Annotated in this window: 24 protein-coding genes; 5 read left to right on the forward strand and 19 right to left on the reverse strand. The window is 59.9% G+C overall.

All coding sequences use genetic code 11. The annotated features are described in order from the left end of the window. Positions 1 to 114: 114 nt before the first annotated feature. The 3 genes from PVW27_RS19370 to PVW27_RS19380 are packed head-to-tail and all read right to left on the reverse strand — an operon-like array spanning position 115 to position 2863. Entirely contained in the window at positions 115 to 885 is a 771-nt protein-coding gene (locus PVW27_RS19370) for an SDR family NAD(P)-dependent oxidoreductase (RefSeq protein ID WP_274560556.1), read from the reverse strand. Between the two features lie 35 nt (positions 886 to 920). Then, positions 921 to 2636, reverse strand: coding sequence for a cation:proton antiporter (locus PVW27_RS19375; protein ID WP_274560558.1), 1716 nt, complete (start codon positions 2634 to 2636; stop codon positions 921 to 923). A gap of 2 nt (positions 2637 to 2638) precedes the next feature. Beyond that, a complete protein-coding gene (locus tag PVW27_RS19380; RefSeq protein ID WP_274560560.1) occupies positions 2639 to 2863 on the reverse strand; it encodes a helix-turn-helix domain-containing protein in 225 nt (74 codons plus the stop codon). Positions 2864 to 2993: 130 nt separating this feature from the next. Between PVW27_RS19380 and PVW27_RS19385 the strand changes: the two genes are divergently transcribed. Further along, on the forward strand, positions 2994 to 3851 hold the full coding sequence (locus PVW27_RS19385) for a universal stress protein (RefSeq protein WP_274560562.1): 858 nt from the start codon (positions 2994 to 2996) through the stop codon (positions 3849 to 3851). A gap of 168 nt (positions 3852 to 4019) precedes the next feature. Here PVW27_RS19385 and PVW27_RS19390 read toward each other — a convergent pair whose 3' ends face one another. From PVW27_RS19390 to PVW27_RS19430, 9 genes are all read right to left on the reverse strand, one after another. Then, positions 4020 to 4388 carry a hypothetical protein gene (locus PVW27_RS19390; protein ID WP_274560564.1) on the reverse strand — a complete coding sequence of 123 codons (369 nt, stop codon included), beginning with the start codon at positions 4386 to 4388 and terminating at the stop codon, positions 4020 to 4022. A 45-nt stretch (positions 4389 to 4433) separates the two neighbouring features. Beyond that, complete coding sequence (locus PVW27_RS19395; protein ID WP_274560566.1) at positions 4434 to 4685, reverse strand: hypothetical protein; 252 nt, start codon at positions 4683 to 4685, stop codon at positions 4434 to 4436. Positions 4686 to 4887: 202 nt separating this feature from the next. Next, positions 4888 to 5259, reverse strand: a complete 372-nt coding sequence (gene mnhG, locus PVW27_RS19400; RefSeq protein WP_274560569.1) for a monovalent cation/H(+) antiporter subunit G — start codon at positions 5257 to 5259, stop codon at positions 4888 to 4890. Next, positions 5256 to 5534, reverse strand: a complete 279-nt coding sequence (locus tag PVW27_RS19405; protein WP_274560570.1) for a K+/H+ antiporter subunit F — start codon at positions 5532 to 5534, stop codon at positions 5256 to 5258. The genes mnhG and PVW27_RS19405 overlap by 4 nt, the downstream gene beginning before the upstream one ends. Further along, on the reverse strand, positions 5531 to 6019 hold the full coding sequence (locus PVW27_RS19410; protein WP_274560572.1) for a Na+/H+ antiporter subunit E: 489 nt from the start codon (positions 6017 to 6019) through the stop codon (positions 5531 to 5533). The genes PVW27_RS19405 and PVW27_RS19410 overlap by 4 nt, the downstream gene beginning before the upstream one ends. After that, entirely contained in the window at positions 6016 to 7653 is a 1638-nt protein-coding gene (locus PVW27_RS19415; protein WP_432762106.1) for a monovalent cation/H+ antiporter subunit D, read from the reverse strand. Before PVW27_RS19415 ends, PVW27_RS19410 begins: the two co-directional genes overlap by 4 nt. A 2-nt stretch (positions 7654 to 7655) precedes the next feature. Continuing rightward, complete coding sequence (locus PVW27_RS19420) at positions 7656 to 8000, reverse strand: Na+/H+ antiporter subunit C (protein ID WP_274560575.1); 345 nt, start codon at positions 7998 to 8000, stop codon at positions 7656 to 7658. After that, complete coding sequence (locus PVW27_RS19425; RefSeq protein WP_274560577.1) at positions 8000 to 10888, reverse strand: monovalent cation/H+ antiporter subunit A; 2889 nt, start codon at positions 10886 to 10888, stop codon at positions 8000 to 8002. The genes PVW27_RS19420 and PVW27_RS19425 overlap by 1 nt, the downstream gene beginning before the upstream one ends. Positions 10889 to 11406: 518 nt before the next feature. Then, positions 11407 to 11829, reverse strand: coding sequence for a hypothetical protein (locus PVW27_RS19430; protein WP_274560579.1), 423 nt, complete (start codon positions 11827 to 11829; stop codon positions 11407 to 11409). 107 nt (positions 11830 to 11936) lie between these two features. Here PVW27_RS19430 and PVW27_RS19435 point away from each other — a divergent pair, with 107 nt between their 5' ends. Beyond that, positions 11937 to 12230, forward strand: coding sequence for a hypothetical protein (locus tag PVW27_RS19435; RefSeq protein ID WP_274560581.1), 294 nt, complete (start codon positions 11937 to 11939; stop codon positions 12228 to 12230). 1187 nt (positions 12231 to 13417) lie between these two features. Beyond that, the gene (locus PVW27_RS19440; protein ID WP_274560582.1) at positions 13418 to 14404 is read left to right on the forward strand and encodes a LysR family transcriptional regulator; all 987 of its coding nucleotides are present in this window, start codon (positions 13418 to 13420) and stop codon (positions 14402 to 14404) included. A 40-nt stretch (positions 14405 to 14444) separates the two neighbouring features. Here the strand turns inward: PVW27_RS19440 and PVW27_RS19445 are convergent, their stop codons facing one another. From PVW27_RS19445 to PVW27_RS19470, 6 genes are all read right to left on the reverse strand, one after another. Then, entirely contained in the window at positions 14445 to 15701 is a 1257-nt protein-coding gene (locus PVW27_RS19445) for a TRAP transporter large permease (protein WP_274560583.1), read from the reverse strand. A 12-nt stretch (positions 15702 to 15713) separates the two neighbouring features. Beyond that, positions 15714 to 16277 carry a TRAP transporter small permease gene (locus PVW27_RS19450; RefSeq protein WP_274560585.1) on the reverse strand — a complete coding sequence of 188 codons (564 nt, stop codon included), beginning with the start codon at positions 16275 to 16277 and terminating at the stop codon, positions 15714 to 15716. Continuing rightward, positions 16277 to 17233: a TRAP transporter substrate-binding protein gene (locus PVW27_RS19455; RefSeq protein ID WP_274560586.1), complete on the reverse strand. Its 957-nt coding sequence runs from the start codon at positions 17231 to 17233 to the stop codon at positions 16277 to 16279. Before PVW27_RS19455 ends, PVW27_RS19450 begins: the two co-directional genes overlap by 1 nt. 68 nt (positions 17234 to 17301) lie before the next feature. Continuing rightward, positions 17302 to 18057, reverse strand: a complete 756-nt coding sequence (locus PVW27_RS19460) for a glucose 1-dehydrogenase (protein WP_274560588.1) — start codon at positions 18055 to 18057, stop codon at positions 17302 to 17304. A 38-nt stretch (positions 18058 to 18095) separates the two neighbouring features. After that, a complete protein-coding gene (locus PVW27_RS19465; RefSeq protein ID WP_274560589.1) occupies positions 18096 to 19127 on the reverse strand; it encodes a transketolase family protein in 1032 nt (343 codons plus the stop codon). Then, positions 19124 to 19978, reverse strand: coding sequence for a transketolase (locus PVW27_RS19470; RefSeq protein WP_274560590.1), 855 nt, complete (start codon positions 19976 to 19978; stop codon positions 19124 to 19126). Before PVW27_RS19470 ends, PVW27_RS19465 begins: the two co-directional genes overlap by 4 nt. Before the next feature lie 194 nt (positions 19979 to 20172). On the opposite strand from PVW27_RS19470, the gene PVW27_RS19475 reads away from it, so the two are divergent. Beyond that, complete coding sequence (locus PVW27_RS19475) at positions 20173 to 21342, forward strand: pyridoxal phosphate-dependent aminotransferase (RefSeq protein ID WP_274560594.1); 1170 nt, start codon at positions 20173 to 20175, stop codon at positions 21340 to 21342. Between the two features lie 14 nt (positions 21343 to 21356). After that, positions 21357 to 23324 carry a transketolase gene (gene tkt / locus PVW27_RS19480; protein WP_274560591.1) on the forward strand — a complete coding sequence of 656 codons (1968 nt, stop codon included), beginning with the start codon at positions 21357 to 21359 and terminating at the stop codon, positions 23322 to 23324. A 281-nt stretch (positions 23325 to 23605) separates the two neighbouring features. Here tkt and PVW27_RS19485 read toward each other — a convergent pair whose 3' ends face one another. After that, positions 23606 to 24976 carry a hypothetical protein gene (locus tag PVW27_RS19485; RefSeq protein WP_274560592.1) on the reverse strand — a complete coding sequence of 457 codons (1371 nt, stop codon included), beginning with the start codon at positions 24974 to 24976 and terminating at the stop codon, positions 23606 to 23608. Between the last annotated feature and the right edge of the window lie 125 nt (positions 24977 to 25101).

The raw sequence follows: 25101 nt of genomic DNA on the forward strand, positions 1-25101 counted from the left end.
GCCAGTCGCCGCGCCGCCTCCGCCGCACTCAACCCCGCCGGGTCCGAGTCCAGCGCCGACAGACAGGCATCGGCAGACTGGCTGTGCGGATCGGTCAGCAGCATCGGACTCCTTTCAGCGGGCGGTATACCCGCCATCAATAGCCAATTCGGCGCCGGTCACGAACTTCGCCTCGTCCGAGGCCAGATAGACCACGGCCCAAGCAATGTCGTCAGGATCTCCCATGTGACCGATGGGATGAACCGACCCTGCCGCAGCTTTTGCAGCTTCCAGATCATCGGATGTGGCCCGCAGATGGTTTTCCACCATCGGCGTCCAGATGTAACCCGGATGGATCGAGTTCACGCGGATCTTCTCCGGCGCATAGGTGATCGCATCATTCTTGCTCATCAGCCGGACCGCCCCTTTCGAGGCGTGATAGGCGGCAAGTCCGCCCACACCGATCAGTCCCGCGATGGAGGACAGGTTGATGATCGACCCACCTCCCGCCGCGCGCAGATGCGGGATGGCATGTTTGGTGCCGAAGAACACGCCCTTCACGTTCACGGCCTGAACCCGGTCCCAGTCCGCCTCGCTCACTTGATCGGTGGGGGCAGGACTGCCCGAGATGCCCGCGTTGTTGACCATGACATCCAGCCCGCCGAAACGCGCCACAACAGCGTCGATCGCCGCTGTCATCGCAGCTTCATCCGTCACATCCACAGTCCAGAAGGCGACGTCATGTCCCGTTTCGGAAAGCGCCTTGGCCAGAGCCTCGCCCTCGTTGGCCAGCACATCAAGAATCGCGACCTTCGCGCCTTCCTCTGCCATGCGCTCCACACAGGCTCGGCCAATGCCCACGGCACCACCGGTCACGATGGCAGTTTTTCCTGTCAGTCGGTTCATGGCCTTCTTCCTTTCTGTGAATATGTCCGTCACCCTCAGGTCACGACGCGCCCCTCAGTTGCGATCTCGGGGATGTCTGTGCGTTCTTCCTCTGCCGCGCCACACAGCAACTCTACGGCACGGTCGGCGGCGTCCTGGAACGGCTCCAACACCATGTCGGCGCCTGCTGCGAACAGCACATCGGTGTCACCAGCGCTGTGCGACGCAGCCGCGATCCTGCCTGAAAACCCCGCTGTCCGTGACAGCTGGATCAATGTCCGCCGCGTGTCCTCATGACTCAATCCAGTGGGATGGATCGGGACGGTCGATACGATCCAGCGCGTCCCCTGGAAGGGCAGCTCCGCGACGAACTCGGGATCTGTCGCATCACCAAATTTCGCCTTCAGCCCCAACTCGCGCCAACGCCGCACCGCCAAAGGATTGAAGTCCACCCCCAACACCCTGATACCGCGTTTTTGCAGGCGAAGCCCGATGGCCGTGCCGAAACGACCAAGACCGAAGACGATCACCTTGTCGTCGTTGTCGTCAGTGGCAGCGAAATCAGTGGGCTCGCGGGGCGTGCCTTTGCGCTCAAATACCCCCAAAAACGGTTCGAACAGCGCATAAAGCTTGTGCGAGAAAGTGATCATGTAAGTGGATGCCGCGATGGTCACGAGGCCGACCATGGTGACAAGGCCAAGCGCGTCTTCCGTCACATGGCCCAGCGTAACGCCCATGGCGACGAATATCAGGGAGAACTCGCTGATTTGTGCTACCGTCAGACCGGCCAAAAAGCCTGTCCGCTTGCGATACCCCATCGCCCCCATGATCGCGAGCACGATCAAAGGGTTCCCGATCAGCACGAACAGGGAGAAGACGACCGCCCCCGTGACATGCGCGCCCAGCAAGGACAGATCCAGCGTCGCGCCAAGGGCGATGAAGAAGAACAGCAGCAGGAAGTCACGCAGCGGCGCCAATCGGGCTGCGATTGTCTCGCGGTATGCGGTCGAGGCCAGGGCCACCCCCGCCATGAGGCCGCCTACCTCCTTGCCCAATCCAACCAGATCACCAACGGCAGCGAACATCGCGGCCAGTGCGATGGCAAAGATCACCAGAAGTTCCGGCGCACGGGCCAGACGCTCGGTCAAAGGATTGGCGGCGTAGCGCACGAACAGGATGACGGCCACGACAAGCGCAACGCCTGACAACAACACGCCCAGGATCGAGCCCCCGCCATGCCCCGCATCCCCGCCCGCACCAATGCCGATGGCTGACAGCACGATCATGGCCAACACAACGAACAGATCCTGCACAATCAGGAATCCCAACGCGATCTGGCCATGAAGGGCGTCGATCTCGCGTTTGTCGGACAGCAGTTTGACGATGATGATGGTCGAGGAGAATGTCAGCGCCACAGCAACATAGAGGCTTGTGACATGGCCAAGCCCAAGCGTCAGCCCTATCAAGTAACCGAAGAACGCGGTGAACAGAACCTGCCCCATACCGGTCATCACGGATACGGCCCCAAGAGAGCGCACCAGCTTCACATCAAGCTTGATGCCAACAAGGAACAACAGGACCGCGATCCCCAATTCCGAAAGCAGGTCAATCTGTTCGTCCGAATGCACGACATCCAGTGCCGAAGGCCCGGCGATCAAGCCAACGGCTATGAAACTGACGATGAGGGGTTGGCGCAAGAAAATCCCGAAAAGCCCTATCCCCGCCGCCAGCACCAGAAGCAGCGCCACTTCGGCGAAAGACGACATTGGCATTATTATTTCCTTTCCCCGACGGGATCTTCATGTCCGTCGCTTTGCAAGCGCGGGGCTGTTTCATGGCGCTTGATGAACTGTTCCAGATCGGCATCTGCGATGCGCCAACCTTTGCCAATATCGATGGCGCGCAGTTCACCGGTCTTGATCCAGTGCCGCACGGTCGCCTCCGCAACCTTCAAGCGATCAGCCACCTCCTTGACGGTCTGATACTGATCATGGGGCATCGCTTTGCACCTTTTGTCATGTTTTAATGTATTATAGCGGCTTATCGTGAAGTTAGATTGACCTGCATCAAGTCATCGGACGAAAACCCGTGGTTGAATGGGCTATATGACAGACAAGGGAGGGCACCCCATGCAGCGCATCATGCTGGCCACGGATTTCTCCGAAAGATCGGACAGGGCTTTGCGTCGGGCGGTCCTTCTCGCTCGCGCACATGGTGCGCGTGTAGAGCTCGTCCACGTCGTCGATGATGATCGTCCCCGCAGCATCGTGGAGCAGGACACCAAACAAGCCCGCCATCTTCTGTCCGAGCTTGCCCGAACCCTTGAGACACTGGACGGCGTAGCCTGCGACACGAAAGTGCTTTTGACAGACCCATTCGCCGGGCTCACGCGGGCTGTCGAGCAAACCAACCCTGACCTGTTGGTGATCGGCCCACACCGCCGTCAGCTCCTGCGGGACGCCTTTGTGGGAACCACCGCAGAACGCACGATCCGCTCCGTCTCCTGTCCGGTCCTGATGGTAAATGGCACCCCCGTCGGGGACTATCGCCATGTTCTCCTGACAACGGATCTGTCCGACAACTCGCGGCTTGCCCTTCGAGTGTTTGAAACGCTGAATATTGGTCGGGAGGGCAACCTCTCCGTCCTCAGCGTTTTCAATGCTCCGGCCTTACGGCTGGCGATGTCCGGAACCCTGCCAACAACCAACAAGGAAGACTACCTGAAATCTCTGCGCGCAGAGGCCAAACGCGAACTGGCCGCGTTCATCGCAAAGCTGGGAGGCACAAAGGCAGAGCAAATCGTGCGGTTTGACGAGACAACCATTGCCCATGAAGTCCAAAGAGCTGCAAAGGATCTCAAATCCGATCTGATCGTCCTCTCAACCCAAGGGAAAGGTGCAGTTTCAAGAATGTTGCTTGGTAGCGTGACCGAGCAGGTCCTGAGGACCGCGACTGTGGATGTTCTGGCAATCCCGCCCTTCAAATAGCTGCAAGTCGTTGCCGTGTGATCGTGTTTCTTACTCCGAACCACCTCTCACCCAACAAATCTGTTCGCTGACAGAGGTCGGCCAGTTTCATGACAAGATCAGTCGTGCAACGTCTCGAATGCGTTGTTGAACGCGCGGCAAAAGGATGTTGAGCCTCCACCGAAATAATCATGCGCCCAGCAAAGGGTTCCCGAAGGTGAAAGATAGCATTCTACCAAACTGAACGGCGGCGATGTGAATGAAAACCGCTTCGAGGAATGAGATTTTCCACTGGCGTTTGGCAAAAACGCCATCAAAGTAAGACCAAACCACCGCTATGATATAGGGTAAGATGTTCAGCTTGAGGTTGAGATCCGGGTCTTCAGTCAGAATCAGATAAAGAAAGGTTCCCAGCAAAACTGCCCGCAGCATCACTTTCACGGCCGCCTTAATGCTACCCTTGGTGAGACCGACGTCCTTCAGTTTATCGATGCGGCTATTGCTTGGATTGGCTAAATTCATGAGATCACTATAGCAAATCACGGTCAGCAATGTCACGTTTGGTCTGCCGTCTTTGCGCTGAAGGCCCTATCTGGGCGCAAATCAATTGCGCTGCATACCGGGCGGCAGGGCATACCATAGGTTCTTGGCCAGCTTGCCGCCGTGGCACATGGCTTCTTTAACAGTCATGCGATCCTGCGCGACCGGCGCGAACTGCTTCTGTCCCTTTTCCCGGATGCGTTGCTCGTGCAGCACGCTTAGATGTCCCTCAGTGTCCTTGACCAGGAACCACAGGTCCTGGTTCTGTTTTCTGGCACCAAAGACGCGCTCATGGAACTTGTTTAGCTCCGTCATCTTGCCGCTCCCCCAAGCGTTTCACCTCGAAGCTTAGGAAATTTCCGCTCGCTTGAAAACACTTTCCAAGGAGCGCGAAATACAGCACAAAAAGATATAGTAAAAACAATATCTTATTTCAACGCTCGCCGAGCTCGATTGTCCCAATCGCTGTAATGGAAAATGGGAATCGTTCCTTCTGGGCCATGGCTGAACGGCGCTTTCAAGCTATATCCTTGCTATCAGGATCGCGTGAAGGTTTTGGCGCCTGCAGTTGACCCGCGGCACGGTCGCGTTGGAGGGCACTGCGCCCAAGGAACATTAGGGTTACCGGGGTAGTGAGCATGATGCAGATGCCTATGACTATCTCATGCAGAAAGACGCGATCCTGGATCCATGACCACGCCAGAAGAGAGGCCAAAAGGATCGCCGCCGCGCCCCAACTGGTGCCAAGTGTCGGCGCATGAATGCGGTCATAGAAGCTTTTCAGGTGCAGAAGGCCAAAAGTCCCCAGCAAGGTCAGCGAGCTGCCCAGCACCAGAAAAAAGGCCACGATGAGCATCAACCATGCAGGTAGATCATCCAGCGCGGTCATTCGATCACCTCGCCACGCATTAGAAACTTGGACAGGCTGACGGTGCCGACAAAGCCGCCGATGGCTATGACGAGGGCCGCCTCGAATAGGAATGGCGTGCCAAGACGCATGCCCGACACGATGAAGAGCAGCATTGTTGTGACATAGAGCGCATCCAGAGCCAGCACCCGGTCTTGCGCCCGCGGGCCGATCATCATTCGGATCGCTGCCAAGCAGGCCGCCAGCGCCAGAGCAATCTGCGCGTAGGTCAATGCCAACCACAGAACAAGGATCATCCAAAAGCCTCCAGCAAAAGAGCTTCATAGCGGTCACGGATCAGGAGGCGCCACGCCTCTTCCTCAACCATGTCGAAGACATGCAGCAAGAGCATGCCCGTCTCGGCGTCATAATCCAGCCATGCCGTGCCCGGTGTCGCGGTCAGAATGACCGCCAGCAGCGCCAGCGCGACCGGGTCTTGCAGGCGCAGCGGGATCTCAACGAATTCCGAATGACGCGCGCCGTGGCGTCCGTTCGTCAGCATCAACCGCGCCACCGCCCAGTTCGAGCGCACGATATCCACCGAGACGATCCCCATCAGGCGCAGCAGCGGCCGCCAGGCGCGGATACTCGGCGCGTCGGGTTCGATCCGCGCCAGTGCAAGACCGGCCAAGGTGGCGATCACCGTGCCAAGGATCAGATGGCCGGGCGAAAAGCGGGTCAGAAGGAGCCACATCACGACCATCGCCGCTGACAGCATCGGATGGGGAAACAGGCGGGTCATTCGGTCAACTCCTCCGTATCCTCCTGATCGGCGGCGCGGGGGGCGCCCAACACCCCCACGGTATAAATCCGCGGTTGCAGGACGGCATCGGCTGTGTCCTGCATGTAATCCAGCGTCACCTCAGCCTTGAACGTCAGGAAGATCACCATCCCGATAAGGGTCACGACCGGGGCAATCTCCAGCGCCAGCACATCGGGCGGGTCGCCATCAGTGGCCCAGAAAGTCTGGATGCCCACCCGGACAAGGCCCAGCAGCGTGGCAAAGCCCGACAGGATCACCAGCGCCACAAAGGCCCAGGAGAGGGCCGGGGTTGCCGCGCCCTCGCCCAGCAGACCCTGCAACAGGCCCAGCTTGCCGATAAAGCCCGACAGGGGCGGCAGGCCTGCCAGCGCGATCATGCAGGCGCCAAAAGAAAGGCCCAGCACCGTCAGCGTGCCGGGGATAGCAAGCCCCACCTCGGGCGGGCGGTCTTCTTCACGATCGTCAAGGCCATAGGCATCTGCGGTCAGCGCCAGCAGGGCGGCGATGCCGCCTTCCTCGCGGCTCATCGGTTCGATCAGCAGGAACAGAGCGCTGGTGGCCAGTGTCGAGGACAAAAGATAGAATAGCGCTGCCGCCAATACGCTGCTTGCTGCCCCAGCCATCACGAAACCCGCCGCCGCCAGAACCGTGCCCGAGGAGACCAGCACCAGATGCGCTGCCATCCGGCCCAACCCATGCGAGGCCAGCACCCCCAGAAGGCCGAAGATCACCGTCGCCATGCCCCCCGCGATCAGCACAGGTGCACCAAAACCCGCCGAGGCACCCGCTGCTGCGCCGAACAAAAGAAAGGACAGCCGCAGGATCACATAGACGCCCACCTTTGTCATGATCGCGAACATCGCCGCTACTGGTGCCGCCCCCGCCATATAGGCTGTAGGCAGCCAGAACGAGAGCGGCCAGATCCCCGCCTTTATTAGAAAGGCCAGCCCCATGATTGCGGCTCCGGCGTGAAACAGTATCCGCCGGTCCTCAGGCAGGAAGGGGACAAGATTTGACAGATGCGCCATGTTCAGTGTGCCCGTCGCGCCATAGATCAGACTGACCCCGATCAGGAACAGCAGCGATCCAGTCAAGTTGATCGCGATGTAATGCAGCCCCGCCCGCACCCGCAATTGCCCGCCACCATGCAGAAGCAAGCCGTATGACGCGGCCAGCAAAAGCTCAAAGAACACGAAAAGGTTGAATAGATCACCCGTCAGGAAAGCCCCGTTCAACCCCATGAGCAGGAACTGGAACATGCTGTGGAAATGCTGCCCCTGTCGGTGCCATGCGGCGGCGGCATAGGTCAGCGCGGGCAGCGCCAGCAGCCCCGTCAGCACCAGCATCATCGCCGAGAGCCGGTCGATCACAAGCACAATGCCGTAGGGCATGGCCCAGTCGCCCAGCAGGTAGAAACCGATGTCGTTGCCGCCCGTCAGCGCACTTCCCTTCGACCGCACCAGCAATTCGATGGCCGCAAGCAGCGAGGCGATGACGGCGACAAGGCTTATGGTCATCTTGGCGCGACGCTGACGTTCGTCATAGATCAGCATTAGCGCGCCCGCGAAGAAGGGGATCAGGATCGGCGCGACGATCAGATGCTCGGGACCCAGGTTCATGGCTCACGCTCCTGCCCGTCGACATGATCGGTGCCCGTCAGACCGCGCGAGACGATCAGCACCACGAGAAACAGCGCTGTGGTGGCGAAGCTGATCACAATAGCCGTCAGCACCAGCGCCTGAGGCAAGGGATCGGCATAGGCGGCGGGGTTGATGAAACCGCCACGCGGCATGATGGGCGGCGCGCCCAGCGTTAGGCGCCCCATGGCGAAGATAAACAGGTTGACCGCATAGGAAAGCAGGCACAGCCCCACGATGACCTGGAACGTGCGCGGACGCAGTAGCAGCCAGACTCCCGATCCAGCCAAAACACCGATGGCCAGAGACAGCACGATCTCCATCAGGTGGCCTCCTGATCCGGGGCGGCATCCGCGTCCCGCTCGCGCAGGCGCGCGGTTCGCAGCGACTGGTGTGCTATGGCGATCAGCATCAGCACGGTCGCCCCGACCACCAGCGAGAACACGCCGGCGTCAAACAGAAGGGCCGTCGCCGCAGGCACCTGCCCAAGCAGCGGAATCTCGACATAACGGGCATGCATGGTCAGGAAGGGATAACCGAACAGGAACGCGCCCAGCCCGGTCAGCCCCGCGATCAGCAAGCCAACTCCCATCCAGCGGATCGGAAGCACGGTCAGCCGAGCCTCGATCCAGCGCACATCATGAGCCAGATATTGCAGCAGAAAGGCGATGGACACTGTCACTCCCGCTGCGAAACCTCCCCCCGGCAAGTCATGCCCGCGCAGGAACAGATAGGCCGCCAGCATCAGCATCACCGGGAACATCCAGCGCATGATTACGGCTGGCACCAGCATGGCATCGGCAAAGGTTGTATCGGCGCGCCGGGCCAGATCCTTGGGCAGAGTCACGCTTTCCGCGGCCGGGCGGAAGCGGCGCAGCAGCGCATACACCGTGACACCCACGATCGCCAGCACCGTGATCTCGCCAAAGGTGTCGAAGGCGCGGAAATCGACAAGGATCACGTTCACCACATTGGTGCCGCCCCCCTCAAAATACGCGTTGCGCAGGAACCAGTCGCCCACATTGGGGATCAGGGGCCATGTCATCATCACATAGGCCATCGCGGCCAGACCGCCCCCCGCCACCAGCGCGATGACGAAGTCGCGCCCACGGCGCAGACGCGCGGGCAACAGCTTGTCTGCAGCGATCTCTTCGTTCCGCTTGGGCATCCAGCGCAGGCCCAGCAGTAGCAAAACGGTTGTCACCACCTCGACCAGAAGCTGCGTCACGCCAAGATCCGGGGCGGACAACCACGCAAAGGTCAGGCAAGTGACCAGCCCCGCGCCCCCCAGCAACACAACAGCCGCAAAACGGTGATATTTGGCCAGCCATGCCGCGCCGATGGCACAGGCCGCCCCCACCCCCCACATCGCGGCGAAGGCGGGGTTCAGCGGCGTGGACAAGGGGCTGGGCGCCTGCCGCAACCCGCCCCAGAGCGTGGCCAGACCCGCTCCGATCGTCAGCAGCACGATCAGCCGCAACTGCGGCTGCAGGCGTTCCGTCCCCATCAGGCGATGCAGGGCGCGCGGCGCGCGCCAGCTCAGTTCCAGCAGCAGCTTCTCGAAGACCCTTTGCGCCCGCAGGCGGTGCAGCAGCGGCGGCCCCTCAGGGCCAGCCGCGATGCGAGCGCCCAACACAGCGTAAAGCGCCACGCCCGCACCCAGTGCCACAAGGCTCATGATAAGAGGCAGGTTCACGCCGTGCCAGAGCGCGATATCCTTCACCGGCAGATCAGGCCCCAGCACCGCTTGCGCCGCCATGTTCAGCGTGGGCCCCAGCGTCAGCCCAGGCAGAATACCCACAATAAGGCAAATCAGAACCAGCGCCTCGACCGGGCGGCGCATCAGGGCTGGCGGTTCGTGAGGGGTTTTCGGCAGGTCGGTGGCAACGGGGCCGAAAAAGACGCTGGCGATGAAGCGCAGTGAATAGGCTACGGCAAAGATGCCCGCCAGCGTGGCCAGCCACGGCAATGCGTTGTCCAGCCAAGAGCCGTTGTGCCAGTCGGCTGCTTCCGCGAAAAACATCTCCTTAGAGATGAAGCCATTCAGCAGCGGGACCCCCGCCATGGCGGCCGAGGCGACGACGGCCAGCGCACCCGTCACCGGCATGGCGCGCATCAACCCGCCAAGGCGCCGCATGTCGCGGGTTCCCGTCTCGTGATCGATGATCCCGGCGGCCATGAACAGGCTGGCCTTGAACACCGCATGGTTCACGATGTGAAAGATCGCCGCCAAGATCGCGCCATTGCTGCCGATCCCGGCCAGTGCAGTGATCAGGCCAAGGTGGCTGATGGTGGAATAGGCGAGTAATCCTTTCAGGTCATGCCGGAACAGCGCAATCGCCGAGCCCAGCACCAGCGTCAGCATTCCGGTGCCCGTCACGGCATAGAACCATAATTCCGTCTGCCCCAGCACAGGCGCGAAACGCACCAGCAGGAACACGCCAGCCTTGACCATGGTCGCCGAATGCAGAAAGGCAGACACGGGCGTCGGTGCCGCCATCGCGCCAGGCAGCCAAAAGTGAAACGGCATCTGCGCCGATTTGGTGAAACAGCCCAGCAGGAACAGGCCCAGCACCAGCGGATAAAGCGGATGCGCCCGCAACAGATCGCCCGAGGCCAGCACCCGGTCCAGATCAAAACTTCCGACGATCTGACCGATGATCAGCATGGCCACCATCAGGCACAACCCGCCTATCCCCGTCACCACCAGCGCCATCCGCGCCCCGTCTCGCGCCGCCTGCCCCTGATACCAATAGCCGATCAGCAAAAAAGACAGGATCGAGGTCAGTTCCCAGAACACCACCAGCATCAGGATATTGCCCGACATCAGCATGCCCACCATGGCCCCAGTGAAGGCCATGAGGAACGCGTAAAACCGTGGCACAGGATCTGATTTCGACAGGTAGTAGCGCGCGTAGATCAGCACGAGGATGCCGATCCCGAACACAAGCGTCACGAAAAGCCACACGAACCCGTCCATACGGAACGTCAGGTTCAACCCCATCGAGGGCACCCACTCCAGCGTGGTGCGTAGAACCTGCCCCGCGCGGATGGTCGCGTGCAGCAGCGCTAAAACCCCAAGACCCGCCGCAAGAAGAAGCCCCGATACCCATGCTGCGGCGCCATGTGCCGTCGTCGAAACCGTGCTGGAGGCGATGGCCGCAGCAAAAGGTAAGCCGACAAGGATGAGCAAGAGGTTTTCTTCGATCATACCCTCTGGGTTTCTCCGAGCAATGAGCGGCGACAAATCATATTTCAGCGCACATCCGCTTGCAGCACCGACAGTCGCCGGTCCCTTTCAGTGCAGACATGAATGGAATGTCAGGAGTAACGATAATGCGGTCACATTCTGCAAACAAGCCAGAGTTGGCACTCACTCCTTGAAAATACCGAGCTTCTCAGTCCGCCAGCGCCCGAGAGCATCGTCCCGATAGACCGCCGCCCCACGCTGGACTCAAAATCTAACCAGACCACTCGATAGGGGCAGTGCAGCGGCTCAACTGCAATCAATGGGCACATCAAATAAAAAGGCCCTCCAGCGCGCTGAAGGGCCTTAGCGCTTGATAAACGCCGTAGAGTCGACCTACTTCCATCTGCACGACGGCTAATTTATCGATCGAACCGGACACTGTTCCGTCAATTTTTTCGTCGCCGGCAAGGCACCACCTCACAAGTTTTAGAAATAACAGGCTGTCCCCCGGATGGCCAAAGCCATCCGGGGGGATTGTTTCACCTGCGCGCCAAGAGCTTGTCGACTTGCTTCAGCAGCACCAGAAGCGTCCTTTCCACATGCTCTATGAGCTCTGACTGGCAGTCCTCGCAGAGCGGTGCGACGGAGATCACGGTGCCGATGGTTTTGAGCGCGACGAAGTAGCCGCCCCGGTCTTCGATTTCGAAAGACAGCAGGCCGGTATTCCTTGCTGGTGCCGGCAGCATACGGAACGCAGCGTTCGCGAATGCGAGAACCGCCAAGGCATCGAACAACGACTTCAATGTGTTGATATGCCATGTCAGTGCATCATCATCTTCCAGCAGATCGAGCCAATCTGCGACCTGTTGTTTTTTGCTCTTTGGTCCACGCGCCTGTGACAAAAGGAATTGCAAAGCAGCAACAAAGTGCACGGCTTCGAAATTGTGGTTCTGAATGGTCATGCCATCATCTCCTGTTCTGAAGCGAACCGATTTCGCTTCGTCAAGCGCTGCCAGTGTGTGTGACTGGCAGCTTGGAAATCTGCGGTGTCCTACGCCGCAAAAAGGAGATGATCACGGATCTCGGGTTGGTCAGCCACAAGTGGCGCGAGAACCTCTCGGAGCCCATCGGTGAGCAGGCAGATGTCTTCGACGAGAGGATCGGCGAGGTCGATCTGCGCAAAAAGCATCGCTTCGACACGTGTATCGTCGTGAACATGCTCGAGCGTGAGGATGCCCAGCAGATCCCGGAGCGCATTCCATGTGCGTCGATCTACAGCGGACGCGTTCTGAAGGCCCTCCAGGATGGTAGTGACTACTTTCTTGCCGCGCTGCCCAGCGAGGAGTTCTGCTGCATTTTGTAGCGCGCCGAAATTCGCGTCGATGAACTGGTGTAGGTTCATCAATGCCGGGGTCGAGAGAGCTGGAGTGCCCTGGGCTCGGTGTCTGAGGTGGAACATGTGTCGTCCTTTCTTGATTTGCCCCGCCGTTCGTGGTGGGGGTCAAGCCGATCCAAGCTCCTTTTTTCGATCATCTGCATCAGGTCTGGCGCGGGTCTCGCCCCGAAGACCTGCGCCAGATCAGATGCAGATGTCGCCAATTTCCGAAGTGATACTGATGACTATCGTGACCAACCGCCCATGATTACTGACCAAAGGTCCGTCCAAACGATTGCGAGTTGGCCTTGCCACCGTCTTCTCAGAGGCGCCGTAGCGCGGTGACAGTTTTGCACAGTCTAAGTTGCTGAGAGCAGTTTTCCAGTTCCAGCATAGTGAACGCGCGGACATCGTGCATTCGTTGCAGGTGCGAACTGCTTAGGGGGTCTGCGTAAACAGTCGACATTCGAGCCACTGACAGAACCTGTGCCTCATCGAACAGTCGCAAGGCGGCTCCGATTCCATACCGACATCCACGTTCTCATTGAACCAAGCAAGAGCGCCCGGCTGGCGCCGCTCTCTGGCGTTAACGCAAAAGACTTCTCGCTTGGATCCGCCTGTGATTCAGCACCTGTGCGACGTCCGCTCATTCTCTCGCGGCCGCAAACGGTCCTCAGTTTCCAGCCAGCTCATGCACTCTCTCGAGAGAGCAGAATGGTCGTATTCGTGCAACAGCAGCGAGGCAGTATTTCAATGCGGCAGCCGCGTTTGTTGGTCCGCACCGTGATCCATCAAGGTCTGAAGTAGCCAGCGATTGGTCCGTATGTCTACTCCGGTAGCCCCATAGCAACTACTCCGTAACCGCCATCGCAAAACTCCTGCGCCAAACCACATTTGACATGACATCGCAGGTCAAACAATCCGGTAGAAGGTGCGGCCCAGCTACCCCCTACTGACAACCGTAACCGCCGCTTCATCAGTCCGGTGTGGACCCCAGAAGGCAATGAGGGCCCAAGCTTCAATATTCTCAAAGAGTTGAATTCGTCACTGCAAGTCGAAAACGCTTGAGGGAAGTTGAGAAGCTTGGAAGAAAGATTTGAAGAAGGGTAGGTTTCGCCCCTTTTCGGATTTCGAATCCGGTGGATTGCAATGCGGCGCCGGCGTAAAGTCCATGAATGCGCGACATCAACCTCAAAGCCACGGAATATTTCGAAGCCGTCGCACGCTTGGGCACAGTGACGAAAGCTGCACACGAACTGGGTGTGTCGCCCTCAGCTGTCAGTCAGCAAATCAGCGCTCTGGAAACCCAGTTCGGGGTAAAGCTGTTCCGTCGCGAAAAGCGCCGGTTGACCCTTACGCTTGACGGCGACCGGCTTTTTCAGACGACCAGCCAAGCCTTCGGTGCCCTGCGCAACGCTCGCAGCGCGATTGGCCGTCAACGCGACATGCGCAGCCTGACCATCCGGGTCAGCCCCAGTTTCGGCGTGCGCTGGCTGGGGCCAAGGATCGCATCCTTTGCTGCGGACAACCCGGATTGGGCCATTCGCATCGATGCCACGCCTGACTTCAGCGCGTTTGAGACAGAGGCGGTCGATCTGGACCTACGTTATGGCATGGGTAGTTGGGCTGGCCTGATGGTTGAGCCGATTGTGAACGACATGGCGATGCCGATGTGCAGCCCCTCCTATCTGGAACGATTACGTGGCATCAGCGACGATCCGGTGGTGCAGCTTGCCCATTCGCGGCTGATCGATAGCGTCAAGACGATGTATCGCTGGGATCTGTGGCTGGCGGCGAACCGGATCGAATTGCCAGACCTATCTTATCCGTTCAGATTTGACCGCTCGTCCATGTCCATTGAGATGGCCAAGCAAGGCGGTGGCGTGGCGCTGGACAGTGCGGTTCTGTGCCTCGGCGAACTCGAACGAGGCGAGTTGGTGCCAATGGCACCAAACTTTCCAGTCATTGCCTTTGATGCTTACTGGATCGTCTGCCCGCCGCGCCACATGAACCGGCGCATCGTCAAGCGGTTCTCGGATTGGGTCACCGCCGAGGCGCGGACCACCGAGGCCCGCACCCGCCGCGTATTGGAGGACATGGGCTGTGTCTTCCGCTCTGGTGACGATCAGGAGATGAAAGAAGTCACTCCCTGGTCCTTGTAAGGCGGGCCATCAGGACCCCTTGCCGAGACCGTCATCCCGCTCAGTAGATCGTTAGCGCCGGGATGAACGAGATCGCCAAAAGCACCGCCAGCGCCACCAGATAGAAAGGCAGCAGTGCCCGCACCACCTCCCCTATCCCGACACGGGCAATGGCGGCCGAGATGAACAGCGTGGTCCCCACGGGCGGGGTGTAAAGCCCTATCGACAGGTTCACCACCATCATCAATCCAAGCTGCACGGGATCAAGCCCGATGGCCTGCCCGATGGTCACGAACAGCGGGCCAAGCAGCAAAACTGCGGCAGGCAGATCCAGAAACGCGCCCACGACCAGCATCACAATGTTCAGCGCAATGATGATCATCCAGGGCTCGCTGATGGTCTCGGCCACCCACAGCGCAAGATCCTGAGGCACGCGGTCGGCGGTCAGAACCCACTGGATTGTCGACGAGGCCATGATGATCAACATCACAGCGCCTGTCATCATCGCGCTATCCACCAGCGCGTCCCAGATACCCTTGGGTGTCAGGTCGCGGTAAATCACACCACTTACGATCAGTGCGTAGGCCACGGCCATCACGCTCACCTCCGTCGGGGTGGCGACACCGAAGCGTAGCGTGCCTATGATAAAAATAGGCATCAGAAACGCCGGGATCGCTGCAAAGACCTGACTTTTGAAGGCGTTGAACCCGCCTTCCAAGGGCGCACGCGGCAGGTTCTGCCGGCGTGCAACCCACCAGACTGTCGCGAACATGCCCGCACCCAGCATCACGCCCGGCAGAATACCGGCCACGAAAAGATCCACGATCGAGGTGTTCGAGACCAGACCATACAGGATCAATGGGATCGAAGGCGGGATAAGCACCGACACAGTCGATGAGGCCGAATTGATCGCCGCCGCAAATCCGGAAGGATAGCCAGCCTGCTTCTGCACCGGGATCAACGCATTGCCCAATGCCGAGGCATCTGCAACGGCAGATCCGGACACACCGCCGAACATGACGGATCCAATAATCGAGACCTGACCCAGTCCGCCCTTCATGTTGCCAACCAGAAGGCGCGCGATATTGATCAGGTAGACGCCGAAACGTCCCGACATCATCAGATTGCCAGCCAGAATGAAGAACGGGATAGCCAGCATCGGAAAGCTCTGCGTCGGCGAATAGAGCCGTTGCGCAATAACCGCCATCGGCTTGCCATCCAACCACAGCGCCGCCGCCACTCCGCCCAGCATCGCGTGGGCAACCGGCACGGCAATAGCGAGAAGAACGAAGAATACCCAAATCATCGTGGTGGACATGGCGCGCGCTCCTCAGCTCAAGCTGGTTTTGGTGGGATCACTGGCACAGACATCGCGCTCAAGCAGCACACGCAGCACATCCAGCACGGCGATTAGCGCCATTCCGCCGAAAGCGTAGACAAGGCTGGAGTAGCCCCAGATCTGCTTGATCCCCAGCGTAGAGAGGCGCTGGAACTGCGACGCCTTCAGGATCGGCTGGCTGGACCACAGAACACTCACCGCGATCACAAAGATCATCAAGTTAACTGCGAAGAACAACATCCGCCTCCCGCACGGACTTAGAAGGTCCGGCAGCAGCGTGATTGCGATGTTGCGGCCACGGGCAGCAGCAATGACGACCCCGCCCGCCACCATCCAGGGCAGCAGCACCGCGTGGATTTCAGAGGCCCAGGGTAAGCCTGAATTCAGAACGTAGCGCAGGATCACATTGACCAACAGCGCGCAGAACATGAAGGCCAGCGTCACTGCTGCGATGACCTGACCGCTCCAGTCCAGCACATGGATTGGAAGCTGAACCATCCGCAGAAGAGGGCGCGGACGCCCTCTTCCTTGATGCGATGTGTCCTTTTCGGACATCACTGACCTGCCGCTTCTTTCAGAGCAGCCACCAGTTCGGGATAGCTCTGAGCGTATTTGTCGTAGACCGAGGCGGTCGCGGCGATATAGGCCTCGCGGTTCGAGGAGGCGAACTTCGCGCCCTCGGCCTCCATCTTGGGCTTCAAGGTCGCATCGCCGTCAAAGGACAACTGACGCTGCAACTTGCCGGCCTCGGCTGTCGCCTCAAGCGCGCAGTTCTGCGTGGCCTCGTCAAGCCCCGACCACCAAGCCAGCCCTGCCACCACCGGGGTGGATTCGTATTTATGCCCGGTCATTGTCACGAAGGGCGTAATCTCGTGCAGCTTGGCCGAATAGATGTTCGTCAGCGGATTTTCCTGACCGTCAAACACACCAGATTGAAGTGCTGTGGGCAATTCCGACCACGCCAGCGGAGCAGGCGATGCGCCAAGTGCCTCGAAGATATCCAGCGTCATTTGATCCGGCGGGGTTCGGATCTTCATGCCAGCCAGATCTGCAGGCTCGGACACATGCTTGGAGAGATGGGTCACGTTACGGATGCCATTGTCCCAGAATCCAAGGATCTTGAGCCCAGAATCCTGCGCCCGCGCATCCAGCAGATCACCAACCTCGCCGTCTAAGACCTCCCACGCGGCGGGCAGATCCGCAAACAGGAACGGAAGACCCAACAGACCAATTTCGGGCACGATCTGGCTCATGGCGCCTTGGCTGTTGGCGGTCACCTGAATGACTCCCGCTGTGGCAGAGGTCAGCATCTCGACATCATTGCCCATTGTGGCAGAGGGGGCAAGGTTGACCGTGTCACTGGTGCAGGCGGCATAAAGCTCGGCCCATTTTTCAGCTGCGACATAGCGCGGATTGCCTGGGTTCTCGCCATGGGCAAAGATCACTTCGGCATTGGCTGTTCCTGCGAGCAGGGTCGTCGTGGCCAGAATGGCCATCAGTTTGGTCTTCATGGTGGTTTCCTCCCTTGGTGAAGACTGATGTTGCGGCCCCACTCCTCCGCGGGGCTGCAGGTGTGGTGTCAGTGAATCAAAGATCCTCCGTTCACATCGACTTCGGTGCCGGTGCAATAGGCAGACAGTTCGGACGCCAGAAAAAGCGCGCAGCCCGCGACGTCGGACGCTTCTCCCGCCCGCCCCATCGGGATGCCCGCCAGAACCTGGGCGCGCATTTCCTCTGTCAGCTTGCCGGCGGTGATGTCGGTAGCGATGAAGCCGGGGCAGATCGCGTTGGCGCGCACATTGTCGGGGGCCAGTTCGCGGGCCATGGCTTTGGTCAGACCAAGCACACCGGCCTTGGCCGCAGAATAATGCGGCCCGCCAAAGATACCACCGCCACGCTGGGCCGAAACCGAAGACATGTTGACGATCGAGCCAGATTTCTGCGCCCGCATCGCGGGGATCACGGCCTGACTCATGTAAAGCGTGCCACGCAGGTTCACATCGGTAACCGCGTCATAATTCTCCGGCGCGATGTCCATGAACTTCAGAGGCTGGGTGATGCCCGCATTGTTCACAAGAATGTTGATCCGGCCGAAAGCGTCGAGCACCTTCCGCGCCGCCTCCAGACAGGCAGGTTTGTCCACCACATTGGCCGCAAGTCCGATATGCCCGCTGCCCGGCAGATCCGCCGCCGCTGCAGCAGCCTGATCCGCGTCAAGGTCGGTAATCACGACGGTCGCGCCATGTTCCGCAAACAATCGTGCCGTGGCCTTGCCCAATCCGCGCGGGCTGGCCGCCCCAGTGATGATCGCGATTTTTCCGTCCAAAAGGCCCATTGCCTTGTCTCCTCCGATTGTCATTGTCTTGGCTGTGCTTACAGCCAGCCCTTGATCTGCGCCGCGACCTTGGCCACTGACAGGCCATACATCTCGTGCAGCGTGGGCAAAGCTCCCGCCTCAAGGAATGCGTCCGGCAGACCGATCATACGGAACTTCGGCGCGATACCGGCCAGCAGCAGTTCTTTCGCAACCGCCTCACCCAATCCACCATTCACGGTGTGGTTCTCGGCAGTGACGACCAGACGCCCGCCCCTGCCCGCTTCGGCGGCGATCGTCGCCACATCCAAAGGCTTGATCGTGGGCACATGCAGCACAGCCACATCCACATTGTCGGCGGCCAGTTGTGCCGCCGCATCCAGTGCGCGCATGGTCATGATCCCAGACGAGATCACCAGCACATCGCGGCCATCGCGGATCATCTGCGCGCGGCCAAGCTCGAATCTGTAGTCAGGCTTGTGCCGTGTCAGCACCGATGGAACCTTGCCGCGCAGAAGCCGCGCGTAGACCGGCCCGTCGTGCGCCACCATCGCGGGCACCATGCCCGCCACGTCATCCGCATCACAGGGGTCGATGATCACCATATTGGGCAGTCCACGGAAAATCGCCAGATCCTCGGTGGCTTGATGACTGGGGCCATAGCCCGTGGTTAAACCCGGAAGCGCACAGACCACCTTGACCGGCAGGTTCTCCTCGGCAATCGCCATGGCGATGAAATCATAGGCGCGGCGCGAGGCGAAGACCGCATAGGTAGTGGCAAAGGGGATAAAACCTTCCCGCGCCAACCCCGCCGCCGCCGAGAACAAGACCTGTTCGGCCATGCCCATCTGATAGAAACGGTCCGGCATCGCATTGGCGAATACATGCAGGTCGGTGTATTTCGACAGATCGGCCGACAGACCGACGATACGTTCGTCCTTCTTCGCCAGATTGACCAGCGCTTCGCCGAACGGCGCAGAGACAGTGTCATAGCCCTCAGCTGCAAGAGACGCGATCATTGCGGATGTCGCCACCTTGGTCTGCGCCACCTGACGCGGCTCATATTTGCGGGCCATGGATGCCAATGTCATTGCGGTTTTCCTTCTTCCAGCTTGTCCAGCGCCTTGGCCCATTCATCGGCGTCGACCCGCACGAAATGGCTCATCTCGCGCGCCTCAAGGAAATCGACACCTTTGCACATCTTGGTGTTGCAGATGATCACGCGGGGCTTGGCCTCGGGCAGGTTGCGGGCAGTATCGAAGGCCGCAACCAGCGCGTCCAGATCGTTGCCGTCCACCTCTTGCGCGTGCCAGCCGAAGGCTTCCCATTTCGGCGCTTCCGGCCCCACGGCCAGCGCATCGCGGCTGGGCCCATCGGCCTGCTGGTTGTTGAAATCGACGATGCAGATCAGGTTGTCCAGCTTCCATTGGGTCGCGGACATCACCGCCTCCCACGTCGAGCCTTCGCCCAGTTCGCCATCCGACATGAGGTTATAGACGAAAGCCGGGTTCTTCTTGCGCTTCAGTCCCATCGCCATGCCCACAGCGATCCCAAGCCCATGCCCCAGCGAACCGCCCGTGATCTCCATCCCCGGCGTGTAGGAGGCCATGCCCGACATCGGCATCCGGCTGTCATCCATGCCGTAGGTCTCAAGCTCGGCCTCAGGCAGGATACCTGCCTCCATCAGCGCGGCATAAAGAGCGATGGCATAGTGCCCGATGGACAGAAGAAAACGGTCGCGCCCTTCCCATTCGGGGTCTTCCGAGCGGTAGTCCAACGCGTGGAAATAAGACGTCGCCAGCACATCAGCCACCCCAAGTGCTTGCCCGATGTAGCCCTGACCTTGCACCTCGCCCATCAACAATGCCTTACGGCGGATGTTCCAGGCGCGCATCTCCAACGTCATGTTAGAGCGCGCAATGGCGCGGTTTTCAACAGTCATGGTCCCCTCCCGGTCGTCTGACGTAGGGAAACGCTACCACCGGAAACAGGTCTTGGATTGTGAGATATATGACAGACTTCGTTAGCAGAACTTAACAACTTTCCAGCCGAACTTCGGTTATCACGCCGAAAGGAACAGATCTTCGCATGGCCCAGAAACGTCTCGACCAGCGCGAAACCAAGGGGGAAATACACATGTCACAGCCTATATTCGCAGATAGCCTTGCGCGGCTTGGCACTGAATCGGCCTTCACCGTGCTGGCCCGTGCCCAGAGCCTCGCCGCCGGTGGGCGCGACATCATCAACCTTGGCATCGGCCAGCCGGATTTCCAGACGCCCGACCATATTGTCGAAGCCGGTATCAAGGCGCTACGCGACGGGCATCATGGCTACACGCCTGCGAATGGTATCCCTGCCCTGCGAGAGGCGGTGGCCGCCGACCTGCATCGCCGTCACGCAGTCGAGGTCAACCCGGACAATGTCGTGGTTGTGCCCGGAGGCAAGCCCACGATGTTCTTCGCCATGATGATGTTCGGTCAGCCGGGGGTTGAGATCATGTATCCGAACCCTGGCTTTCCGATATACGAATCCATGATACGATATACAGGGGCGACTCCCGTTCCCATCGCACTTGAAGAAGAAAAGGGTTTCGTCTTTTCCGCCAAGGCGGTGCTGGCGCAAATCACACCCGCCACGCGGTTGATCATCATCAACAGCCCTGCCAATCCCACGGGAGGGGTCATCCCACGCGCCGAGATCGACGCCTTTGTCACAGGTCTTGCCGATCACCCGCATGTGGCTATCCTATCGGACGAGATCTACAGCCAGATGCTCTATGGCGGGAGGGAACATGTCTCCCTGCTTCAATATCCGGAAATCCGTGATCGGCTGATCATGTTGGACGGCTGGTCCAAAACCTATGCAATGACGGGCTGGCGGTTGGGCTATGCGGTCTGGCCGGATACGGCGGTGGGGCATGTCACGCGGCTGGCTATCAACGATCATTCCTGCGTCAACGCCGCCGCGCAATATGCAGGGCTGGCCGCCCTGAGCGGGCCGCAGGACGCGGTGACTCAGATGATGTTGGCCTTCGATGCGCGCCGCACTCTGATCGTGGAGGCGCTCAACAGTCTGCCGGGTGTGCGCTGCATTGATCCGGCGGGCGCGTTCTATGCCTTTGCCAATGTCAGCGGCACCGGCATGACCGCGCGGGAGGCGCAAGACCGTTTTCTGGATAAAGCCGGCGTCGCCACGGTCGCGGGCACGTCCTTCGGCAGTTACGGCGAAGGGTTCCTGCGTTTTTCCTACGCTAATTCCGCCGAAAACATCAGCGAAGCGGTGCGCCGCATCCGCACCATTCTCTGAACAGGAGTCGCCCAATGACCGATATCCAGTCTATGGCCCATTCCATCCGCTTTCTGGCCCTTGATTCCATCCTCCACGCGGGCGAAGGGCACCAGGGCGTGCCCCTCGGCATGGCGGAAATCGCCGCCACGCTCTATGCCCGGCATCTGAAGGTGGATCCGAAAAATCCACTCTGGCCGGATCGTGACCGCGTGGTCCTGTCCAACGGGCACGGTTCCATGTTGCTTTACGCACTGCTGCATCTGTCAGGCTATGACCATGTCTCGCTGGACGCATTGAAAACCTTCCGCAGGCTGGGCTCGGTCTGCGCCGGACATCCCGAGATCGAACAGGAGGCCGGGATCGAGATTACCACAGGACTGTTGGGCCAAGGCATTGCGTGCGCAGTGGGAATGGCCGTGGCCGAGGCGCGACTGGCCGCTCGTTTTGGCGCAGGTCTGGTTGATCATCGGACATGGGCCTTTGTTGGCGATGGCTGCTTGCAAGAAGGTATCGGGCAAGAAGCGATTTCCCTGGCCGGACATCTGCAACTGGGCAAGCTGACCTTTCTGTGGGATGACAACCAGATTACCGACGATGGCACCACAGATCTGTCCATCAGCGAGGATGTCCCCGCCCGCTTCCGTGCGGCAGGCTGGCATGTCGCACAGGTGGACGGGCATGACATTGACCAGATCTCGGCGGCAATGGAGACGGCCAAGGCCGATCCGCGCCCCTCGTTGATTGCGTGCCGCACCGTGATTGCAAAGGGCATCCCACGCCTGCAGGGCCAGCGCGGCGGGCACAGCGCCCCTCTAACGCCCCAGGATTCCCATGACATGCGAGCAGCCCTTTGCTGGGAGAACGACGCGTTCGATATTTCCTGTTCGATCTACGACGACTGGGCCGCCTCCATGTCACGCGGCACCGCTGAGCATGAAGCATGGGCCGCACGCCTGTCCCGCGACGCCGAGGCAGCTGAATTCGATCGCTGGACTTCCGGTAGGTTGCCAGACAACTGGCTGGACAGCATCGCAACGCTGACCCGGACACAAGCCACCGACCCCGCGCCGCGCCCAACGATCCAATCCTCCGGCGCGGTATGTGACGCGCTGGTGTCGGTCCTGCCCGAAACCTTGGTTCTCTGTGCCGATCTGGAAGCGCCGACAAACCACAAGCGCAGTCGTCATGCCTTCACCACCACAGACCGCTCTGGAAGCTACCTGCATTGCGGGGTCCGCGAACATCTGATGGGGGCCATGTGCGACGGGATTGCTGCCCACGGGGGCCTGCGCCCGATCAATGTCACCTATCTTGCCTTTGCCGATTACGAACGCCCCGCCATGCGCATGGCCGCCCTGATGGGACTTCCGGTGCTGTTCGTCTTCAGCCATGACAGCATTGGCACCGGCAGTAACGGTTTCACTCACCAGCCGGTCGAGGTTCTGGCCAGCTTCCGCGTCATGCCCAACATTCGGGTCTTCCGTCCCGCAGATGCGGTCGAGACCGCCGAGGCCTGGGACATCGCTCTTCAAACGCCACACGGACCCAGCCTTCTGGCCCTGTCGCGCCAGAATGCCTCTCAGGTCTGCCAGGCGCGGTCCGAGAACCTGTCGGCCAAGGGCGCCTATACTTTGCTCGAGGCTGAAAACGGAAGAAGGCACGTGACACTTCTGGCCTCGGGCACAGAGGTAGGTCTGGCCGTGGCCGCGCGCGAACTCCTATCCGGAAAAGGCATCAACGCAGCCGTGGTTTCGATGCCCTGTTGGGAGTTATTCGAGGCACAGGACAAAGAATATCGCAGCACCACTCTTGGCACCGCGCCCCGGATCGGGATTGAGGCGGCCCTGAAGTTCGGATGGGAGAAATGGCTGCGCGAGGATGACGTGTTCATTGGCATGACAGGCTTCGGTGCTTCGGACCGCGCCGAAAAGCTCTACGCCCATTTCGGCATCACTACCGAGGCAATCGTTGAAGCTGTTGAGTGTGTCTTGGCACGTTGACGCATTTTTTTGCGCGGGGCTTTATTGTCGTCCTGGGGTTTGGAAAACTCGGCTGATGAGTATCTCGGAAAGTATTGTATTGGCTGCGGCCATGACCAATCCTGTTCCGTCAGTTGAAGTCGTCCCAGAAATTCAAAAGCGGTTCACGGAAGTTAAAGCGACTGGCGGAAAAAGTTGAGAATGGGCGGGTTCCACCCCATGCGGATGGACGTGGCCCGTTTTCAACTCGCTGCGGAAATAACGGAAATAAGCACTGTTGGGCGGTGGCACACGGGTGCGAATTAAAACGCCAGATCCGGCTGCTTTGTCCTCCGCGCGTCGATGCTCCGTCCGAACTGGACCGCCGCCAGTATACCCTCGGAGTGATCGTAGTGGCGCCGGGTGACCGCTGGATCGCGGTGGCGCAACAGGACTGTTGCAGAACGCCCGCCATCGTGCAGGACTTCGCTGGCTTCGGTTGCCACATTGTCCCGGATCCGATGCAGCGAAATGCGCGTGCCAAACTCGACCTCGAGGAGATCTCCGGCAAGGCGCCCAAGGTGCCTTTCCGTGATCGGGCCGGTTTTACCATGCACCGATGGAAACAGGCAGTTCCCATCATCGAACAAAGGCCGGTATGCCGTGCGATACTCTAAGAGCGCTGCGGCCAAGGACGGGTTCTCCAGGATGAAGGTGACCGACGTCATGTGCTTCTGAGCCTCCGGCAGTTTCAGCGCACTTCCGGGGAGCACGATCCGAACACTCTCCTTCCCTACCAGCCAAAGATTGGTATCGAACTCAAGGATCGAGAGGGCCCGCGCCCGCTCCGGAAGCGCCACTGCCACGGCGAGCAGAAGGCCGTTGCGAAAATCCTTCGCCGCATGAAGGCCGCGCATTTTTCGACTGCGTGCCTTTTGCATCAACTCGAACCCGAACGTGTAGATCCGGCTCGCGCCGACAAGCTGCGCGCCGCTTTTTGTGTGCGAACCTTGGCGCTTGGCTTGCTCAGACAAATCCATGACCACATAGTCACATCCAGACGAAACAAACCGACGTTGGGCGACGATGCCCAGGCCCGACATGATCCGCTGCAGGTAGTCTGCTGCCGTTCTGTCACTGACTGGCGCGCGATCCGCGATCCGGGATGTCAGATCGGTGGCGTAGCGATGAAGAGATCCGCCTGTCGGCGTGAGAGATATGCCCATCTCCGTGCAATAGGCGTGCCAGCGCGCCAACGCGCTGATGACAGATTGAGTGTGACTGACGCTCCAGATTGTCCGTCCCAAGACAGCCTTGCCGAGTCTTGAAATTCTGATGTGCTCCAGGAGGGGCGCCTGCCATTCTGCTGGTAGCCGCGACACCATGGTGACTGCCCTCTCCCATCGGCAGCCGTCCTTGGCCTTTTCTGTCACCCGCGCATTTCGAAGAACACGCGCAAAGTGGGCCGTCTTTTCGGGTCCCCAAACTTCCGCAGCAATCTTCTGCAAATATGCGAATTCCGCCCAGGCAACGCCCCCAACCTCAGCCTGTCTCAGGCGGAGATGCTCGGTCAATTCCTTGACGGACGGAACCGGCGACACCGGCCCGCCCGAGCGGATCTGATCTACAAATAAAAGATGGGCGTTGCCCGCACCCGCTCGGCTATCGGATGATGAGGGATGTTCGTTCGTCATGCTTTCGCACCTTTCCTTTTTCCATCGATCCAATCTTGCCAATTGCCGAACACCAAGTTTTCGTCGAGTTCTGCATAGTAGTTCAACGTCGTCTGGAGGCTCTTATGCCCGAGCAGCCGTTGAAC

Origin of the sequence: Seohaeicola sp. 4SK31 (genome assembly GCF_028802875.1) — a bacterium.
In the GTDB taxonomy this organism is placed as follows: domain Bacteria; phylum Pseudomonadota; class Alphaproteobacteria; order Rhodobacterales; family Rhodobacteraceae; genus Seohaeicola.

Bases quoted from the DNA above. Each gene is read 5' to 3' on its own strand.
- PVW27_RS19370 (WP_274560556.1), bottom strand. From the start codon at position 885: ATGAACCGACTGACAGGAAAAACTGCCATCGTGACCGGTGGTGCCGTG.
- PVW27_RS19375 (WP_274560558.1), bottom strand. From the start codon at position 2,636: ATGCCAATGTCGTCTTTCGCCGAAGTGGCGCTGCTTCTGGTGCTGGCG.
- PVW27_RS19380 (WP_274560560.1), bottom strand. From the start codon at position 2,863: ATGCCCCATGATCAGTATCAGACCGTCAAGGAGGTGGCTGATCGCTTG.
- PVW27_RS19385 (WP_274560562.1), top strand. From the start codon at position 2,994: ATGCAGCGCATCATGCTGGCCACGGATTTCTCCGAAAGATCGGACAGG.
- PVW27_RS19395 (WP_274560566.1), bottom strand. From the start codon at position 4,685: ATGACGGAGCTAAACAAGTTCCATGAGCGCGTCTTTGGTGCCAGAAAA.
- mnhG (WP_274560569.1), bottom strand. From the start codon at position 5,259: ATGACCGCGCTGGATGATCTACCTGCATGGTTGATGCTCATCGTGGCC.
- PVW27_RS19405 (WP_274560570.1), bottom strand. From the start codon at position 5,534: ATGATCCTTGTTCTGTGGTTGGCATTGACCTACGCGCAGATTGCTCTG.
- PVW27_RS19410 (WP_274560572.1), bottom strand. From the start codon at position 6,019: ATGACCCGCCTGTTTCCCCATCCGATGCTGTCAGCGGCGATGGTCGTG.
- PVW27_RS19420 (WP_274560575.1), bottom strand. From the start codon at position 8,000: ATGGAGATCGTGCTGTCTCTGGCCATCGGTGTTTTGGCTGGATCGGGA.
- PVW27_RS19425 (WP_274560577.1), bottom strand. From the start codon at position 10,888: ATGATCGAAGAAAACCTCTTGCTCATCCTTGTCGGCTTACCTTTTGCT.
- PVW27_RS19430 (WP_274560579.1), bottom strand. From the start codon at position 11,829: ATGACCATTCAGAACCACAATTTCGAAGCCGTGCACTTTGTTGCTGCT.
- PVW27_RS19435 (WP_274560581.1), top strand. From the start codon at position 11,937: ATGATCACGGATCTCGGGTTGGTCAGCCACAAGTGGCGCGAGAACCTC.
- PVW27_RS19440 (WP_274560582.1), top strand. From the start codon at position 13,418: ATGCGCGACATCAACCTCAAAGCCACGGAATATTTCGAAGCCGTCGCA.
- PVW27_RS19445 (WP_274560583.1), bottom strand. From the start codon at position 15,701: ATGTCCACCACGATGATTTGGGTATTCTTCGTTCTTCTCGCTATTGCC.
- PVW27_RS19450 (WP_274560585.1), bottom strand. From the start codon at position 16,277: ATGTCCGAAAAGGACACATCGCATCAAGGAAGAGGGCGTCCGCGCCCT.
- PVW27_RS19455 (WP_274560586.1), bottom strand. From the start codon at position 17,233: ATGAAGACCAAACTGATGGCCATTCTGGCCACGACGACCCTGCTCGCA.
- PVW27_RS19460 (WP_274560588.1), bottom strand. From the start codon at position 18,057: ATGGGCCTTTTGGACGGAAAAATCGCGATCATCACTGGGGCGGCCAGC.
- PVW27_RS19465 (WP_274560589.1), bottom strand. From the start codon at position 19,127: ATGACATTGGCATCCATGGCCCGCAAATATGAGCCGCGTCAGGTGGCG.
- PVW27_RS19470 (WP_274560590.1), bottom strand. From the start codon at position 19,978: ATGACTGTTGAAAACCGCGCCATTGCGCGCTCTAACATGACGTTGGAG.
- PVW27_RS19475 (WP_274560594.1), top strand. From the start codon at position 20,173: ATGTCACAGCCTATATTCGCAGATAGCCTTGCGCGGCTTGGCACTGAA.
- tkt (WP_274560591.1), top strand. From the start codon at position 21,357: ATGACCGATATCCAGTCTATGGCCCATTCCATCCGCTTTCTGGCCCTT.
- PVW27_RS19485 (WP_274560592.1), bottom strand. From the start codon at position 24,976: ATGACGAACGAACATCCCTCATCATCCGATAGCCGAGCGGGTGCGGGC.